Here is a 16904-nt window from a genome sequence, read left to right as displayed (position 1 = left end):
CTGCGCGGGCGTCGAACCTTACTTCGCGCCGAGCCGCTCGGCGAAGGAATAGCGCCGCATGTGGCGCTCCAGGCTCTCGAGGAAGGCCAGGTCGGCCGCGTTCATCTTGCGCTCGCGATGCCAGAGCAGGTGCACGTCGACGTCGACCAGGCCCTCGTCCGGCGGCAGTCGCCAGAGCCGCTGCTGGGCGAGGTCGTCGCGCACGATGTGCTCGGGCAGGCAGCCGATGCCGTAACCCGAGAAGATCAGCCGCCGCACTTCATCCAGGCTCGGCGAGGAGGCCACGATGCGGCCCGTGAAGCCGCGCTGGTCGCGAAACACCGTCAGCGGCGAGAGGCTGTCGCCGAGCTGGTCGCTGGTGAAGGACACGAAGTTCTCGGCCAGCAGGTCGTCCATGCTCAGCGAGGACTTGCCGAACAGCCGGTGATGGCGCCCGCAGAAGATCGCGTAGCGCTGCCGCAGGAAGGGGCGCATCTCGAGCTTGTCGTGCGGTGTGCGGCACAGGCCGAGCCCGGCCGTGGCGGTCTTCTGCAGCAGCGAGGAGATGATGTCGGAGGAGCGCATCACCTCGATCTGCAGGTCGATGCGCGGATGCGTGCGGTGGAACTCGGCCAGAAATTCGTCGTAGACCGGCGATTCGATGCGGCTGATGCTGAGCAGGCGGATCGCGCCGGTGATGTCGGCGCGGTCGTCGAGCTCGGAATCGAGCCGCGAGATGGTGCCGTACAGGTCGCTGGCGATCCGGTAGACCGCGTCGCCGGCGGCGGTGGGCGCAAAGTAGGGGCCGCGCCGCTCGATCAGCCGGTGCTCGAGCGCCTCCTCGAGCCGCTTGAGCGCCTGGCTCACCGCCGGCTGCGTCACGTGCAGGCGCGCGGCGGCGCGGCTCAGGCTGCGCTCCTGCATGATCACCAGGTAGGTGCGCAGCAGGTTCCAGTCGAGACGGTCGTTGAGGAAGCGGGTGAAATCGGCGCGCATCGTGAGGTCCGGGCAGGTCGCTGTCAAACTATAAGCTTGAATTATGCAGTGAATAATAACTTGAAATTTGACTAATGATTTCTGGCTATCGATAAAGACCCCGTGCGCGGTCGATCGCCGAACCGGGCACGCCGACCCGTGACGAACGCGCCCGGGGCCCGCGCGGCCTGCCGGCGCATCAGGAGCCAGCATGACCCCGCAATCCACCCCTGCCCGCCAGCCCGCTCGCGCGGCGAGTGCCGCCTTCATCGGTACGATGATCGAGTGGTACGACTTCTACATCTACGCCACGGCCGCCGCGCTGGTGTTCGGCGAGCTCTACTTCCCGTCCGGCGACCGCTTCGTCAGCACCATGGCCTCGTTCGCGACCTTCGCGGTCGGCTTCTTCGCGCGGCCGTTGGGCGGCATCGTGTTCGGCCACCTCGGCGACCGGATCGGCCGCAAGAAGGCGCTGATGACCACCCTGATGATGATGGGCGCGGCCACCGTCTGCGTCGGCCTGCTGCCCGACTACGCGACGCTCGGCGTGCTCGCCCCGGTGCTGCTGGTGCTGCTGCGCGTGGTGCAGGGCATCGCGGTGGGGGGGGAATGGGGCGGCGCGGTGCTGATGGCCGGCGAACACGCGCCGCAAGGACGTCGCACCTTCTTCGCCTCGTTCGCGCAACTCGGCAGCCCCGCCGGCCTGATTCTCTCGCTGCTGGCATTTCGCGCCGTCACCTCGATGGACAAGGCCGCCTTCCTGTCCTGGGGCTGGCGCCTGCCTTTCCTCGCGAGTTCGCTGCTGCTGGTGGTCGGCATCCTGATCCGGCTCGGCGTCAACGAATCGCCCGAGTTCGCCCGCCTGCGCGAGACGCGGCGCACCGCCAAGCTGCCGATCGCCGAGGTGTTCCGTTCCGCGCGCGGCCTGGTGATGCTCGGCATTGGCGCCAACACGATCGGCATCGCCGGCGTCTACTTCACCAATACCTTCATGATCGCGTACACCACGCAGTATGTCGGCGTGACGCGCTCGATGATCCTCGACTGCCTGTTCGTGGTCGCCGTGATCCAGTTGCTGTCGCAGCCCTGCGCCGCCTGGCTGGCCGAGAAGATCGGCGGGGCGCGCTTCCTCAAGCTGGCCGCGTTGCTGGCGATGGCCTCGCCCTATCCGATGTTCGTGCTGGTGCAGCAGGGCAGCACCGTCTCGATGGTGATCGGCATCGCGCTGGCGGTGATCTGCATGGCGAGCTTCTACTCGGTGATCGCCGGCTTCATCAGCGGCATCTTCCCGACCCATATCCGCTACTCGGCGATCTCGCTGGCCTACCAGGTCTGCGGCGCGATCGCGGGCGGTCTCACGCCGCTGGTCGGCACCTGGCTCGCGCATCGCTACAGCGGCCAGTGGTGGCCGCTGGCGGTGTTCTATACCTGCCTCGCGGCGATCTCGCTGCTTTGCATCGTGGCGCTCGACGCGCGACGCGAAGCACGCCAGGACGCGGCCGATGCGCTCACCTCGCATGGCTGAGGCAAGGCCAGCGCCGAGCTGGCGGGCAACACGATTCGATGTGGACAACGCTCAGGAAAACGAATGGACAGGCAAGTGAAGGTGGACGGTGCGCGCCTCTGGCGCAGCCTGATGGAGATGGCGGAAATCGGCGCGACCGCGCGCGGCGGCGTGCGGCGCCTGGCGCTCACCGACGAGGACCGGCGTGGGCGAGAGCGTTTCGCGCAATGGTGCCGCGAGGCCGGCATGACGGTCAGCGTCGATGCGGTGGGCAACCTGTTCGCGCGGCGCGCCGGCACCGATCCCGAAGCCGCGCCGGTGCTGGTCGGCAGCCACCTCGACACGCAGCCCGAAGGCGGCCGCTTCGACGGCGTCTACGGCGTGCTGGCCGGGCTGGAACTGGTGCGCGCATTGAACGATGCGGAGCAGGCCACCGAGAAGCCGATCGAGATCGTCTCGTGGACCAACGAGGAGGGTGTCCGCTTCACGCCCGCCATGCTCGGCTCGGCCGTCTATACGGGCGCGACGCCGCTCGATGCCGCGCTGGCGACGCGCGATGCGCACGGCGTGACGCTCGGCGAGGCGCTCGATGCCAGCGGCTATAGCGGGCAGCGTGCGATCGGCGGCGAACGCATCGATGCCTATTTCGAGGCGCACATCGAGCAGGGGCCGGTGCTCGAGGCCAACGGCACCACCATCGGCGTGGTGACGGGCGGCCAGGCGATCCGCTGGCTCGACGTGACGGTGACGGGCGTGGCCGCCCACGCCGGCACCACGCCGATGCCGTATCGCAAGGATGCACTGTTCGCGAGCGCTCGGATGGCGCTCGAACTGGAGCGCATCATCGCAAGCTACGCGCCGCGCGGGCTGGCCACCATCGGCCAGGCGACGATCCCCAACGCCTCGCGCAACACCATCGCCGGGCAGCTCGCGTTCACCGTCGATCTGCGCCATCACGAGGATGCGGAGGTCGATGCGATCGAGCGCGAACTGCGCGCCGCGTTCGAGCGGATCGCGGCCGAGCGCGGCCTGCGCGTCGAGATCTCGACCTACTGGCGCAGCCCCGCCACGCCCTTCGACGCGAGCTGCGTGGCGCTGGTGCAGCAGGCGGTCGACGCGCTCGGGTATTCGAACCAGCGTATCGTCAGCGGCGCCGGTCACGACGCGATCCACCTCGCGCGTCACTGCCCGACCGCGATGGTCTTCATTCCCTGCGTGGACGGTCTTTCGCACAACGAAGCCGAGGACGCGCTGCCCGAGGACGTGACACGCGGCGCCGAGGTGCTGTTGCAGTCCGTGCTCGCGCGCGCCGGCGCGCGCAGCGCCGCCACGATCAACGACGAGTTGGAGAGCCGATGAAAACCTTCTTCCATCCCGAGCAACTGCTGCACCATCCGCGCAGCTATCTGTCACGCGGCCAGATGCGCGAGCCGCAGGAAGTGCCGGAGCGCGCGGCGCGGCTGGTGGCCGCCGCCAGCTCGCTCGACTTCACGGTTGAGGTGCCGGCCGATCGCGGTACCGCGGCGATCGCGGCCGTGCACGACATGAACTATCTGCGCTTTCTCGAGGAAGCGCATCGCGACTGGCAGCGCATGCCCGACGACTGGGGCGACGAGGTGATGTCGAACATCTTCGTGCGCGAGCCGAACCCGCTGCGCGGCGTGTTGGCCCAGGCGGCGCGCTACCTGGCCGACGGCAGTTGCCCGGTCGGCGAACAGACCTGGCGTTCGGCCTATTGGTCGGCGCAGAGCGCGCTGGCCGCGGCCGAGGCCGTGAACGGCGGCGCACGCGAGGCCTGGGGCCTGTGCCGGCCGCCCGGCCATCATGCGCGGCGCGATGCGGCGGGCGGCTTCTGCTACCTGAACAATGCCGCGATCGCCGCGCAGGCGCTGCGCCAGCGCTTCGGCCGCGTGGCGATCCTCGACACCGACATGCATCACGGCCAGGGCGTGCAGGAGATCTTCTACGGTCGCGACGACGTGCTCTACATCTCGATCCACGGCGATCCGACCAACTTCTACCCGGTCGTCGCCGGCTACGAGGAGGAGACCGGCAGCGGAGCGGGCGATGGCTACAACGTCAACCTGCCGATGCCGCACGGCGCCTCGGAGGCGATGTTCTTCGAGCGCGTCGACGATGCGCTGAGCGTGCTGCGCCGCTTCGAAGCCGACGCGATCGTGCTCGCGCTCGGCTTCGACATCTACCGCGACGATCCGCAATCGAAGGTGGCCGTCACCACCGAGGGCTTCGGTCGTCTCGGCGGCGCGGTGGGCGCGCTGGGCCTGCCGACCGTGATCGTGCAGGAGGGCGGTTATCATCTGGAGAGCCTGGAGGCGAATGCGCGCGCCTTCTTCGGCGGGTTCGGCGAGGCACGAGGCTAGCGATGCGTTGATCGCGATCAGCCGAAGGCGGATCGTCAGGGGTTCGATGCAAGGAAACGCGGCGCCGGGAGCAGGCTCATGCTCCCGGCGCCGCGTTTGTTTTTTGCAGGCGCGTCGCGCGGTATCGATGGATGAACGCCATTAATACTGACGATGAGTAAACGGCATTTTACGCAGCGATATCGGCGATGGATAAATCACCCAGGCCGCCGATGCGAGCCATTTCACGAATTCACAGCTTCGCACTGCGAATCGACTCATCGACCATACGACAGGGAGTCCACCATGTACAAACCGCTTTGCCTCGGCGCCGCCTTGCTGTGCGCCAACGGCCTCGCCCACGCGCAGAACTCGGTGACGCTGTACGGCATCATCGACCAGGGCATCGCGATCAACACCAACGCGGCCGGCGGCCGCCAGTACGCGCTGACGAGCGGCAACGAATCGGGCAGCCGGTGGGGGCTGCGCGGCCGCGAGGAACTCGGCGGCGGCCTGTTTTCGTTGTTCGTGCTGGAAGGCGGCTTCAACGGCTCGACCGGCGCGCTCGGGCAGAACGGCGACCTGTACGGCCGTCAGGTCTATGTCGGCCTGGGCTCCTCTCGCCTGGGCACGCTGACGGCGGGGCGCCAGTACCTGCCGAACGCGGAGATGGTCGGCATCTTCGAGGCGGGCGAGGACTGGGCGCTGTCGGGGGCCGGCTACGGCGCGCATCCGGGCGATCTCGACGACCTCGACGGCTCGTTTCGCGTCAACAACGCACTGAAGTACAGCTCGCCGACCTGGGCCGGCTTCAATGCCGAGGCGCTCTACAGTTTCGGCGGCGTGGCCGGCAGCAGCTCGCGCAACCAGATCTACGGCTTCGGCCTGGGTTGGCAAGGCGGCCCGTTCAAGGCCGCCGCGGCCTACACCTTCGCGCGTAACCCGAACTTCTCGCTGTACGGCAACAAGGCCAACGACAGCGCGAGCGGCAGCAACATGGCGAGCCCCGTCTACAGCGGCTACGCCAGCGCCGGCTCGCAGCAGATCGTCAATGCGGGCGGCACCTACACGCTCGGCGCGGCGACCTTCGGCGCCGTCTACAGCAACACGCGCTTCCAGAACCTCGGCGCCACCGCCGTGAGCGGCTCGACCAGTTCGATGCCGGGCGCGAGCGTCGCCTTCAATACCTTCGAGCTGAACGCGAAGTACCTGATCACGCCGGCGTTGCAGGTGGCGGCCTCCTACGCGCTGACCAGGAGCAGCAGCGTGAACGGCCGCGAGGGCGCGAAGTACAGCCAGCTCGAGGCCGGCCTCGACTATTCGCTCTCCAAGCGCACCGATCTCTACGCGGTCAGCGTCTACCAGCTCGCCAGCGGCACCGACTCGACCGGTCGCAAGGCGGTCGCGGCGGTGGCCTTCGCCACGCCGTCCTCGAACAGCCACCAGCTCGTCACGGTCGCCGGGATCCGGCACCGGTTCTGACCGAGGCGCCGGGCGGAGCATGAATCCGGTTCATGCTCCGCATAAGAATTCGGCATTTTACGAGCCGATATTGGTCACCGATAAAGAGGTGGCAGGCCGTGACGCCGCAAGGCCGCATGCACGGCAACCCGACCCAGGATCCCCGATGACGTCCACCATCCCTCAACGCCAGCCGATCCGCGCCGCGCTCGCGGCCTTCATCGGCACGACCATCGAGTTCTACGATTTCTATACCTACGCCACGGCCGCCGCGCTGGTGCTCGGCGGCGTGTTCTTCCCGAGCACGGATCCGTTCGTCAGCACGCTCGCCTCGTTCGCGACCTTCGCGGTCGGCTTCATCGCGCGGCCGCTGAGCGGCGCCGTGTTCGGTCACTGGGGCGACCGGCTCGGCCGCAAGAAAATGCTGATCCTGACCATGTTCCTGATGGGCGTGGCGACCACCGGCATCGGCCTGCTGCCGTCCTATGCGTCGATCGGCGTGGCCGCGCCGGTGATCCTGATCCTGCTGCGCATCGTGCAGGGCATCGCGGTCGGCGGCGAATGGGGCGGCGCGGTGCTGATGTCGAGCGAGCATGCCGCGCCCGGGCGCAAGACGCTGTTCGCCTCGTTCCCGCAGCTGGGCAGCCCGGCCGGGCTGCTGCTCTCGCTGATCGCATTCCGCGCTGTCTCGGCGCTCGATCACGAGGCCTTCCTGGCCTGGGGGTGGCGGCTGCCGTTCCTGGCCAGCTTCGTGTTGCTGGTGGCCGGCGTGGTGGTGCGCCTCGGCGTGAACGAATCGCCCGAGTTCGAGCAGGCCCGGCGCGAGAACCGGCGCGCCGAGGCGCCGGTCAGGGAGGTGCTGCGCGGCTACTGGCGGCCGATCGTCTATGCCGCGGCGGCCACCACCATCGGCTCGGCCGGCTTCTTCTTCACCAACACCTTCATGATCTCCTACGTGACGAGCTTCCTGAAGATGCCCAAGCCGCTGATCCTCGACTGCCTGTTCGCGGTCACGCTGATCCAGCTCGCCTCGCAGCCGGTCTCGGCGCTGCTGGCCCAGCGTTTCGGCGATGCGCGCTTCCTGAGCGCGGCGGCGCTGCTGTCGATCTTCACGCCCTATCCGATGTTCGTGCTCGTCAACAGCCAGCAGCCGGTGCTGATCGTGCTCGGCATCGCACTGGCGGTGGTGGTGCTGTCGGCCGTCTATGCCGTGATCGCCGGTTTCATGACGCGGGCTTTCCCGACCCCGCTGCGCTATTCCGGCATCTCGATCGCCTACCAGCTCTGCGCGACCGTGGCCGGCGGCACCACCCCGCTGATCGGCACCATGCTCGCGCAGCACTACCGCGGCCAGTGGCTGCCGCTCGCGATGTTCTTCTCGCTGCTGTCGGCCGTCTCGCTGGTCGGCATCGTCGCGCTGGCGCGCTACCAGCGCCGTCTCGCGCCCGCGCACGAGGCGGCGGCCGGCTCCGTGCCGGCGGCGTGACGCGCGGGCATCCAGTCTCGCTCCTTTTTCTTCTTGTCATCGACCACCATGCACACCGAACCACATCCGATTCCCGAGGCCGAATGGACGACGCGCGTCGAGCTCGCCGCGCTGTATCGGCTGGTCGCGCACTTCGGCATGACCGACATGATCGACACGCACATCACCGCGCGTGTGCCGGGCCCCGAGCATCACTTCCTGATCAACCGCTACGGCGTGCTGTTCCATGAAATGCGCGCCTCCGACCTGGTCAGGATCGACGCCGAAGGGCGCGTGGTCGAGCCCGCTGCCGCCAATGGCGATGGCGACCCGGCGCGCCATCGCGTCAACGCGGCCGGCTTCACGATCCACTCGGCGATCCACATGGCGCGCCCGGACCTGTGCTGCGTGATCCACACGCACACGGCGGCCGGCTCGGCCGTCTCGGCGCAACGCCACGGGCTGCTGCCGATCAGCCAGCATGCGCTCAAGTTCCACGAGCGGATCGGCTATCACGACTACGAGGGCATCGCGCTCGACCTCGGCGAGCGCGAACGGCTGATTCGCGACCTGGGCCCGCATAGCGCGATGATCCTGCGCAACCACGGGCTGCTCGCGGCCGGGCGTTCGGTAGCGGCGGCCTTCCAGAACATCTACTTCCTGGAGCGCGCCTGCCAGATCCAGGTGCGCGCGCTGGCCGGCAACGCCGAGCTGATCCTGCCGCCCGAAGCGGTGCGCCGGCTCACGGCGGAGCAGTTCGATCGCGACGAGGCCGACGCGATCATCGCGCTGCAGTGGCAGGCCGCGCTGCGGCTCATCGAAGGCGGCGCGACCGACTACCGTAGCTGATCATGACGCGCATCGCCTTTCTCAGCGACGGGTTCGACCTGTCGCCGCTGTTCGCGCCGCTGCGCGAGCGCCTGCCCGGGCTGCAGGTGGTCGGCGCCGATGGGCCCGATGCCGAGATCGCCGTCTGCTGGCGTCCGCCGGCCGGCGCGCTGGCGCGGCTGCCCTCGCTGCGGCTGGTGCACAGCATCGCCGCCGGTGTCGACCACGTCCTGGTCGATCCCGAACTGCCCGCGGTGCCCGTGTGCCGCGTGGTCGATCCCGTCCACGCCGAGGGCATGGGCGAGTTCGTGATGTGGGCCGTGCTGCATTTCCATCGCGGTTTCGATCGCGTGCTCGCCAACCAGCGCGAACGGCGCTGGCTGCGCGAGACGCAGGTCGCGGCGCAGGCACGCACGATCGGCGTGATGGGGCTCGGCGCGCTGGGCCGGCATGTCGCCGGGCTGCTTGCCGGGGCGGGTTTTCGCGTGCGCGGCTGGTCGCGCGAGCGCAAGTGTCTCGATGGCATCGAGACCTTCGGTGCCGGGCAGCTCGACGACTTCCTGACCGGCAGCGAGATGCTGGTCTGCCTGCTGCCGCTCACCGCCGATACCCGCGCCCTGATCGACCGGCGCCTGCTCGCGCGCCTGCCGCGCGGCGCGAAGCTGATCCATGTGGGTCGCGGCGAGCACCTGGTCGCGGCGGACGTGCTGGCCGCGCTCGAGGACGGCAGGCTCGGCGGCGCGGTGATCGACGTGTTCGAGCGCGAGCCGCTGTCCGAGGACGATCCGTTCTGGGATGCGCCGAACCTGATCGTCACGCCGCACATGGCCTCGGTGGCCAGCTTCGAGCGGATCGCCGCGCAGATCGCGGACAACGTGATTCGCCTGCGTGAAGGTTTGCCGCTGGCCAATCGGGTCGATCCGGCGCTGGGCTATTGAGCGGGCCGGGCGGCGAGGGTGCTGTCTTGCGCCCCTGCTGATGAACGTCGCGGTGGGTTCTGGAAGATGCGCGGCAGCCGTTGCGTCGCTCAGCCGCCCTTCGCCGGCGTGTCGAGGCTCTCGCCGCCATGTGCCCGCACCTGCCCCGCCGCGAACGCGCGCAGCCGCTCCAGGAACACGGCCTCGGCCGCGCGCGGCTTGCGTTCGGCGGCCCACAGCAGCACCACGTCGAGATCGGCGATGCCCTCGGCCGGCGGCAGGCGCATCATGCGGCCCGCCGCGACCTGGGCCTGCCCGACGTGCTCGGGCAGGCTGCCGATGCCGAACCCGGCAACGATCAGCCGCATCACCTCGGCCATGCTCGCCGAGGTCGCGACCACCCGCCCGGCCAGGCCATGCTGGTCGCGAAACACGCCGAGCACCGACAGCGAGGCACCGAGCTGGTCGCCCGCGAAGGACACGAAATTCTCCTCGCGCAGGTCCTCGACGCTCAGGCCCTCTCGACCGAACAGTGGATGGCGGCGCCCGCAGAACAGCGCGTAGCGCTGCGGCATGAACAACTGCTGGGCGATCTTGCCGCCCACGTGCCGGTTCAGGCTCAGCGCGGCGGTGGCCGTGTGCTGCAGCAAGGCGCTCGGCACGTCGGCGCTGCGCATCACCTGCACCTCGAAATCGATATCGGGATAGTCGGCGTGGAAGTCGGCGAGGAAATCGTCGTAGGCCTCGGACTGCACGCCGCTGACCGTGATCAGCCGCACCTGCCCCGACACGTAATGACTGCCTTCGCCCTCGTCGCTGGCCAGGCGCGAGATGCTGCCGTAGATCTCCTCGGCGATCTCGCGCACCTCGTTGCCGGCGCGCGTGATGTCGATGCGCGGGCCGCTGCGTTGCACGAGCTTGCGGCCGAGCTGTTCCTCGAGGCGGCGCAGCGCGTGGCTGACCGCCGGCTGGGTGATGTGCAGGTGGGCGGCGGCACGGCTCACGCTCTGCTCGCGCGCGATCACCAGGAAGGTCCGCAGCAGGTTCCAGTCGAGCCGGTCGTTGATCAGTGCGGCGCGCACGCTGCGGGTCATCGCGGGCTCCGGAGGCGGGAAATGCCGAATTATAGGTGCGCCATTTTGCCCCGTGCATCCGTTGTTTCGAGATGAGGCGGGTGCTATGTTCGGACCTCGTTTTTTTCGAACTCAGGCCGGCGCGCTTGAACCGGCCTGCGCCGGCATGATCTCGTTGCCCTCGATCGCGTCCCGGCCGCGCGACAAACGAGGAGGGAATCATGCGCAATGTGGCGGCGGTGAATCGCTGGGTCGGCCTGGCCGGTCTCGCGCTCTGTATCCTGCTGGCGGTGCTGTCGCTGCCGGGCTGGTGGTATCTGCGCCATCACTGGGTGCCGGACGACGCGATCGTGCGCAGCCGGGTGCTGCGGCCCGGGCTGCAGCTCTACGTGGTGCGCCGCGAAGGCGGCGGCGCGCCGGTGCCGGTCCTCTACGACTATTACCTGACGGGGCGCCTGATCGACCGGGGCACGCTCGGCGCGCTGATGGACCGCCGCGCGCCCTTCCTGGTCGCCGACAGCGACCAGGCCGACATCATCATGGACGGCGAGGATGCGCTTTGCGTGTCCCTGTCCGGCCATGTATTCGGCTTCGCCAACAAGGTCGCACTCGATCTCGGGGGTACCCGGCGCGCGATTGCGATCGCGATCGTGGCGAGTCCGCCGGGCGTCTCGCGCCAGGCGCTCACCCGTCCGAATGGCCAGGACGTGAAGGAAGAAGGGGGCGAGGGCGCTTCTGTCTGTAAAATGCAGCCTTGATTTTCCAACCGAACCCTCCTGCCTCATGTCGCGCGCGCTCGAAATCCTGAACGAAGTTTTCGGTTATCCGGCCTTTCGCGGCCAACAGGGGGAGATCGTCGAGCATGTCGCGTCGGGCGGCGACTGCCTGGTGCTGATGCCCACTGGTGGCGGCAAGTCGCTCTGCTACCAGATCCCGGCGCTGGTGCGCCACGAATCGGGGCAGGGCGCCGGCATCGTGGTCTCGCCGCTGATCGCGCTGATGCAGGACCAGGTGGCCGCGCTGACCGAGGTCGGCGTGAGGGCGGCCTACCTGAACTCGACGCTGTCGGGCGCGCAGGCGGCCGCCACCGAGCGTGCGCTGCGCGAGGGCGAGATCGACCTGCTTTACGTGGCGCCCGAGCGGCTCATGACGCCGCGCTTCCTCGACCTGCTCGAGCGCACGCGCATCGGCCTGTTCGCGATCGACGAGGCGCACTGCGTGTCGCAGTGGGGGCATGACTTCCGGCCCGAGTACATCCAGCTGTCGATCCTGCACGAGCGCTTTCCCTACGTGCCGCGCATCGCGCTGACGGCCACCGCCGACGCGATCACGCGCGACGAGATCATCCAGCGCCTCGCGCTCGACGACGCTCGCGTGTTCGTGTCGAGCTTCGACCGACCCAATATCCGCTACCGGATCGTCGAGAAGGACAACGCGCGCTCGCAGCTGCTCGACTTCATCCGCGCCGAGCACACCAATGCCGACGGCACCACCGATGCGGGCGTGGTGTACTGCCTGTCGCGCCGCAAGGTGGAGGAAACCGCCGAGTGGCTCAAGACCCAGGGCGTGCGCGCGCTGCCGTACCACGCCGGGATGGAGTTCGAGATCCGCCAGCGCCACCAGGAGATGTTCCAGCGCGAGGAGGGCATCGTGATGTGCGCGACGATCGCCTTCGGCATGGGCATCGACAAGCCGGACGTGCGCTTCGTGGCCCACCTGGACTTGCCCAAGAGCGTCGAGGGCTATTACCAGGAAACCGGCCGCGCGGGCCGCGACGGCCTGCCCGCCAATGCCTGGATGGCCTACGGGCTCGGCGACGTGGTGCAGCAGCGCAAGATGATCGACGAGTCCGACGCCGACGACGCGCACAAGCGGGTCCAGACCTCGAAGCTCGATGCGCTGCTGGGCCTGTGCGAAACCGCCTCGTGCCGGCGCGTGCGCCTGCTCGGCTATTTCGGCGAGGCCAGTCAGCCCTGCGGCAACTGCGATACCTGCCTGGAGCCGCCGGCCACCTGGGATGCCACGCGCGAGGCGCAGATGGCCCTGTCCTGCGTGTTTCGCGCGCAACGCGCGAGCGGCTTCAATTTCGGCGCCAGCCACCTGATCGAGATCCTGCGCGGCGCCAAGACCGAGAAGATCCAGCAGCGCGGCCACGACGCGCTGAGCACCTTCGGCATCGGCGCCGAGCTCTCCGAGCCCGAATGGCGAGCGATCTTCCGCCAGTTGGTGGCCTTCGGCTACCTGGCGGTCGATCACGGCGGTTTCGGCGCACTGGTGCTGACGTCCGCCAGCAAGCCGGTGCTCAAGGGCGAGGAAAGCGTCACGCTGCGTCGCTACGTGAAGCCCAAGAGCTCGCGCCAGTCCTCGGCGCGCAGCGGCGCGCGGGCCGACCCGACCGCCGGCATGTCGACGCGCGAGCGCGCCTGCTGGGAGCGGCTGCGCGCCTGGCGCGCCGAGACCGCCAAGAGCGATGGCGTGCCCGCCTACGTGATCTTCCATGATGCGACCCTTGCCGAGATCGCCCGCAACGCGCCGGAGTCGATAGAGGACCTTCGCCATATCCCCGGCATCGGGGCGCGCAAGCTCGAGCGTTTCGGCGACGAGCTGATCGACGTGGTCGAGTCGGCCTGAGCCCGGCCGAAGGGCTGCCGTGCGGGATCGAAGGGGGCGGGATCGGTGAGGTGGGATGTTGCGGTGCGATCACCGCAGCGGGCGTCGCTGATTCGTCACTTATTCTTGCGCCGGCAAATCACGCAAGCTGTTGACTCGCTTGAGATTTTTGCTTTATGATGCCGGGTTCCGATTCTCGGGAGGTAAACACGCGTGCCGACGTCATGCGCCGGCGGGTGGAGTGTTCTTCCAGGTTTCGGATAGCCACAGGCATGCCGGCGTCGCTTTGCCCGTCGTCAGTGTGCCGGTTTTTGTCATTTTCAGGAATACACAATGCCAACCATCAATCAATTGGTTCGCAAAGGCCGTGAGTCGGAAACGACCAAGAGCAAGAGCCCGGCCCTGCAGAACTGCCCCCAGCGTCGCGGCGTGTGCACCCGTGTGTACACGACGACGCCGAAGAAGCCGAACTCGGCACTCCGTAAGGTCGCCAAGGTTCGTCTGACGAACGGCTTCGAAGTGATTTCGTACATCGGCGGTGAAGGCCACAACCTGCAGGAACACTCGGTTGTGCTGATCCGCGGCGGCCGTGTGAAGGATTTGCCGGGTGTGCGTTACCACATGGTTCGCGGCTCGCTGGATACGCAGGGCGTGAAGGACCGTAAGCAAGCGCGCTCGAAGTACGGCGCGAAGCGTGCGAAGGCTGCGAAGTAAGCAGACTCCGAATGGTGATCGCCGTCAGGCGGTTAATGCGGTGGTGCCGGATAGCCGGTGCTGTCGAGTAAGTGGTCACCCGGCCAAGCTGGTTAGTCGAACGAGATGAATCGGGTTTGTTGGTGGCCGCGGAGCTGGTCTCAGCTCCAACTGAAAAGTTAAAGGAAGAAACATGCCGCGTCGTCGCGAAGTCCCCAAGCGGGAAGTGTTGCCGGATCCGAAGTACGGCAACGTTGATGTTGCAAAATTCATGAACATGCTGATGCTGTCCGGCAAGAAGTCGGTCGCTGAACGCATCGTTTATGGCGCTTTCGAACAGATCCAGACCAAGGGTGGCAAGGACCCGCTGGAAGTGTTCACTGTCGCGCTGAACAACGTGAAGCCGGTGGTCGAAGTGAAGAGCCGTCGCGTTGGTGGTGCGAACTATCAGGTTCCGGTCGAAGTGCGCCCGTCGCGTCGTATGGCATTGGCGATGCGCTGGCTGCGTGAGGCCGCGAAGAAGCGTAGCGAGAAGTCGATGGCCCTGCGCCTGGCTGGTGAACTCTCCGAAGCGGCCGAAGGCCGTGGCGGCGCGATGAAGAAGCGCGACGAAGTTCACCGGATGGCAGAAGCCAACCGCGCGTTCTCGCACTTCCGCTTCTAAGCGAAAGCGCGAATCAAGCGGTAAAAATCCGGGCGGGTGCGCTTTTCCGAGCGCCTCGCCCGTTTGTGTTGAGGCGTGACGCGGCTTTGCGTCGCGTTAACCCATAGAGGATCAAAGTGGCTCGCAAGACTCCTATCGAGCGCTACCGCAACATCGGTATTAGCGCCCACATCGACGCCGGCAAGACGACGACGACCGAGCGCATTCTGTTTTATACCGGCGTGAACCACAAGATCGGTGAAGTTCACGACGGCGCCGCCACGATGGACTGGATGGAGCAGGAACAGGAGCGTGGCATCACGATCACCTCCGCTGCCACCACCGCCTTCTGGAAGGGCATGGGCGGCAACTATCCGGAACACCGCATCAACATCATCGATACCCCGGGCCACGTCGACTTCACGATCGAAGTGGAGCGCTCGATGCGCGTGCTCGACGGCGCGTGCATGGTGTACTGCGCCGTGGGCGGCGTGCAGCCGCAGTCGGAAACCGTCTGGCGCCAGGCCAACAAGTACAAGGTCCCGCGTCTGGCCTTCGTCAACAAGATGGACCGCACCGGCGCGAACTTCTTCAAGGTCTACGACCAGCTCCGTCTGCGCCTGAAGGCGAACCCGGTGCCGGTGGTGGTGCCGATCGGCTCGGAAGAAAACTTCAAGGGCGTGGTCGACCTGCTGAAGATGAAGGCGATCGTTTGGGACGAGGCCTCGCAAGGCACGAAGTTCGACTACGTCGACATCCCGGCCGAGCTCGCCGATACCTGCCAGGAATGGCGTGAAAAGATGGTCGAAGCGGCTGCCGAAGCCAGCGAAGACCTGATGAACAAGTACCTGGAAGAAGGCGATCTGCCGGAAGCCGACATCGTCAAGGCGCTGCGTGATCGTACGATCGCCTGCGAAATCCAGCCGATGCTGTGCGGTACCGCGTTCAAGAACAAGGGCGTGCAGCGCATGCTCGACGCCGTGATCGATTTTCTGCCGTCGCCGGTCGACATCCCGCCGGTCAAGGGCGAGCTGGAAAGCGGCGAATCGGCCGAGCGCAAGGCTTCCGACGAAGAGAAGTTCTCGTCGCTGGCGTTCAAGATCATGACCGACCCGTTCGTCGGCCAGCTGATCTTCTTCCGCGTGTACTCGGGCGTCGTCAATTCGGGCGACACGCTGCTGAACTCGACCAAGGGCAAGAAGGAACGCCTGGGCCGGATCCTGCAGATGCACGCGAACCAGCGCGAGGAAATCAAGGAAGTCCGCGCAGGCGACATCGCCGCGGCGGTCGGCCTGAAGGAAGCGACCACCGGCGACACGCTGTGCGACCCGCAGCACCCGATCGTCCTGGAACGCATGGTGTTCCCGGAGCCGGTGATCTCGCAGGCCGTCGAGCCGAAGACCAAGGCCGACCAGGAAAAGATGGGCCTGGCGCTGAACCGCCTGGCTCAGGAAGATCCGTCGTTCCGTGTCCAGACGGACGAGGAATCGGGCCAGACCATCATTTCGGGCATGGGCGAGCTCCACCTCGAAATCCTGGTCGACCGGATGAAGCGTGAGTTCGGCGTCGAGGCAACCGTCGGCAAGCCGCAGGTTGCCTATCGCGAAACGATCCGTTCGACGGCGAAGGATGTCGACGGCAAGTTCGTCAAGCAGTCGGGTGGTCGCGGCCAGTACGGCCATGCGGTCATCACGCTCGAGCCGAACGAGCAGGGCAAGGGCTACGAGTTCCTGGACGAGATCAAGGGCGGTGTGATTCCTCGCGAATACATCCCTGCGGTCGACAAGGGTATCCAGGACACGCTGAAGGCGGGCGTGCTGGCGGGCTTCCCGGTGGTCGACGTGAAGGTCCACCTGACCTTCGGTTCGTACCACGACGTGGACTCGAACGAAAACGCGTTCCGCATGGCCGGTTCGATGGCGTTCAAGGAAGCAATGCGCCGCGCCAGCCCGGTGGTGCTCGAGCCGATGATGGCAGTCGAAGTCGAAACGCCGGAAGACTACATGGGCAACGTGATGGGCGACCTGTCGGGCCGTCGCGGTATCGTCCAGGGCATGGAAGACATGGTTGGCGGCGGCAAGATCGTTCGCGCCGAAGTGCCGCTGTCGGAAATGTTCGGCTACTCGACCTCGCTGCGTTCGCTCACGCAAGGTCGCGCGACCTACACGATGGAGTTCAAGCACTACTCGGAAGCTCCGCGTAACGTCGCCGAAGCGATCATCAGCGCCAAGTCGAAGTAAATCGTCTCCATCCAACATTCATTTTTGAAAGAAGAGAATCATGGCAAAAGAGAAGTTCGAACGGACCAAGCCGCACGTCAACGTCGGTACGATCGGTCACGTTGACCACGGCAAGACGACGCTGACGGCAGCCATCGCGACGGTTCTGTCGTCGAA

At 67.0% G+C, this 16904-nt stretch carries 15 protein-coding genes; 13 read left to right on the top strand and 2 right to left on the bottom strand.

The genetic code is table 11. The annotated features are described in order from the left end of the window. Nucleotides 1-18: 18 nt before the first annotated feature. Complete coding sequence (locus FB600_RS35995) at nt 19-975, bottom strand: LysR family transcriptional regulator (RefSeq protein WP_013696357.1); 957 nt, start codon at nt 973-975, stop codon at nt 19-21. A gap of 190 nt (nt 976-1165) precedes the next feature. Here FB600_RS35995 and FB600_RS35990 point away from each other — a divergent pair, with 190 nt between their 5' ends. From FB600_RS35990 to FB600_RS35960, 7 genes are all read left to right on the top strand, one after another. Next, nucleotides 1166-2479: an MFS transporter gene (locus FB600_RS35990; RefSeq protein ID WP_096749863.1), complete on the top strand. Its 1314-nt coding sequence runs from the start codon at nt 1166-1168 to the stop codon at nt 2477-2479. Between the two features lie 63 nt (nt 2480-2542). Further along, nucleotides 2543-3817 carry a Zn-dependent hydrolase gene (locus tag FB600_RS35985; protein ID WP_145758218.1) on the top strand — a complete coding sequence of 425 codons (1275 nt, stop codon included), beginning with the start codon at nt 2543-2545 and terminating at the stop codon, nt 3815-3817. After that, nucleotides 3814-4839, top strand: coding sequence for a histone deacetylase family protein (locus tag FB600_RS35980; protein WP_098181378.1), 1026 nt, complete (start codon nt 3814-3816; stop codon nt 4837-4839). Before FB600_RS35985 ends, FB600_RS35980 begins: the two co-directional genes overlap by 4 nt. 285 nt (nt 4840-5124) lie before the next feature. After that, the gene (locus FB600_RS35975) at nt 5125-6300 is read left to right on the top strand and encodes a porin (RefSeq protein WP_098181377.1); all 1176 of its coding nucleotides are present in this window, start codon (nt 5125-5127) and stop codon (nt 6298-6300) included. 145 nt (nt 6301-6445) lie between these two features. After that, nucleotides 6446-7765 (top strand): MFS transporter, encoded by a 1320-nt coding sequence (locus FB600_RS35970; protein ID WP_096749859.1) that lies wholly within the window; start codon nt 6446-6448, stop codon nt 7763-7765. 48 nt (nt 7766-7813) lie between these two features. Further along, nucleotides 7814-8593 (top strand): class II aldolase/adducin family protein, encoded by a 780-nt coding sequence (locus FB600_RS35965; protein WP_096749858.1) that lies wholly within the window; start codon nt 7814-7816, stop codon nt 8591-8593. A gap of 2 nt (nt 8594-8595) precedes the next feature. Beyond that, nucleotides 8596-9510 (top strand): 2-hydroxyacid dehydrogenase, encoded by a 915-nt coding sequence (locus tag FB600_RS35960; protein WP_145758219.1) that lies wholly within the window; start codon nt 8596-8598, stop codon nt 9508-9510. An 89-nt stretch (nt 9511-9599) separates the two neighbouring features. Here FB600_RS35960 and FB600_RS35955 read toward each other — a convergent pair whose 3' ends face one another. Continuing rightward, on the bottom strand, nt 9600-10583 hold the full coding sequence (locus FB600_RS35955; protein ID WP_017918874.1) for a LysR family transcriptional regulator: 984 nt from the start codon (nt 10581-10583) through the stop codon (nt 9600-9602). Nucleotides 10584-10783: 200 nt separating this feature from the next. On the opposite strand from FB600_RS35955, the gene FB600_RS35950 reads away from it, so the two are divergent. From FB600_RS35950 to FB600_RS35925, 6 genes are all read left to right on the top strand, one after another. Continuing rightward, complete coding sequence (locus FB600_RS35950) at nt 10784-11320, top strand: hypothetical protein (RefSeq protein WP_096749855.1); 537 nt, start codon at nt 10784-10786, stop codon at nt 11318-11320. A gap of 25 nt (nt 11321-11345) precedes the next feature. After that, nucleotides 11346-13193 (top strand): DNA helicase RecQ, encoded by a 1848-nt coding sequence (gene recQ / locus FB600_RS35945; RefSeq protein ID WP_096749854.1) that lies wholly within the window; start codon nt 11346-11348, stop codon nt 13191-13193. A 312-nt stretch (nt 13194-13505) separates the two neighbouring features. Then, entirely contained in the window at nt 13506-13886 is a 381-nt protein-coding gene (gene rpsL / locus FB600_RS35940; RefSeq protein ID WP_012734353.1) for a 30S ribosomal protein S12, read from the top strand. 172 nt (nt 13887-14058) lie between these two features. Continuing rightward, nucleotides 14059-14529: a 30S ribosomal protein S7 gene (rpsG, locus tag FB600_RS35935; RefSeq protein ID WP_004198359.1), complete on the top strand. Its 471-nt coding sequence runs from the start codon at nt 14059-14061 to the stop codon at nt 14527-14529. 116 nt (nt 14530-14645) lie between these two features. Beyond that, nucleotides 14646-16748 carry an elongation factor G gene (gene fusA, locus FB600_RS35930; RefSeq protein WP_013696367.1) on the top strand — a complete coding sequence of 701 codons (2103 nt, stop codon included), beginning with the start codon at nt 14646-14648 and terminating at the stop codon, nt 16746-16748. A gap of 40 nt (nt 16749-16788) precedes the next feature. After that, a partial coding sequence (locus FB600_RS35925) for a GTP-binding protein (protein ID WP_231648744.1) occupies nt 16789-16904 on the top strand: 116 nt, incomplete at its 3' end.

Source organism: Burkholderia sp. SJZ089 (assembly GCF_007828315.1).
Lineage (GTDB): Bacteria > Pseudomonadota > Gammaproteobacteria > Burkholderiales > Burkholderiaceae > Burkholderia > Burkholderia gladioli.
This window is presented reverse-complemented; position numbering and strand designations above follow the sequence as displayed.

Coding starts and splice junctions, on each gene's coding strand:
- FB600_RS35995 (WP_013696357.1), bottom strand. CDS start 975: ATGCGCGCCGATTTCACCCGCTTCCTCAACGACCGTCTCGACTGGAAC.
- FB600_RS35990 (WP_096749863.1), top strand. CDS start 1,166: ATGACCCCGCAATCCACCCCTGCCCGCCAGCCCGCTCGCGCGGCGAGT.
- FB600_RS35985 (WP_145758218.1), top strand. CDS start 2,543: ATGGACAGGCAAGTGAAGGTGGACGGTGCGCGCCTCTGGCGCAGCCTG.
- FB600_RS35980 (WP_098181378.1), top strand. CDS start 3,814: ATGAAAACCTTCTTCCATCCCGAGCAACTGCTGCACCATCCGCGCAGC.
- FB600_RS35975 (WP_098181377.1), top strand. CDS start 5,125: ATGTACAAACCGCTTTGCCTCGGCGCCGCCTTGCTGTGCGCCAACGGC.
- FB600_RS35970 (WP_096749859.1), top strand. CDS start 6,446: ATGACGTCCACCATCCCTCAACGCCAGCCGATCCGCGCCGCGCTCGCG.
- FB600_RS35965 (WP_096749858.1), top strand. CDS start 7,814: ATGCACACCGAACCACATCCGATTCCCGAGGCCGAATGGACGACGCGC.
- FB600_RS35960 (WP_145758219.1), top strand. CDS start 8,596: ATGACGCGCATCGCCTTTCTCAGCGACGGGTTCGACCTGTCGCCGCTG.
- FB600_RS35955 (WP_017918874.1), bottom strand. CDS start 10,583: ATGACCCGCAGCGTGCGCGCCGCACTGATCAACGACCGGCTCGACTGG.
- FB600_RS35950 (WP_096749855.1), top strand. CDS start 10,784: ATGCGCAATGTGGCGGCGGTGAATCGCTGGGTCGGCCTGGCCGGTCTC.
- recQ (WP_096749854.1), top strand. CDS start 11,346: ATGTCGCGCGCGCTCGAAATCCTGAACGAAGTTTTCGGTTATCCGGCC.
- rpsL (WP_012734353.1), top strand. CDS start 13,506: ATGCCAACCATCAATCAATTGGTTCGCAAAGGCCGTGAGTCGGAAACG.
- rpsG (WP_004198359.1), top strand. CDS start 14,059: ATGCCGCGTCGTCGCGAAGTCCCCAAGCGGGAAGTGTTGCCGGATCCG.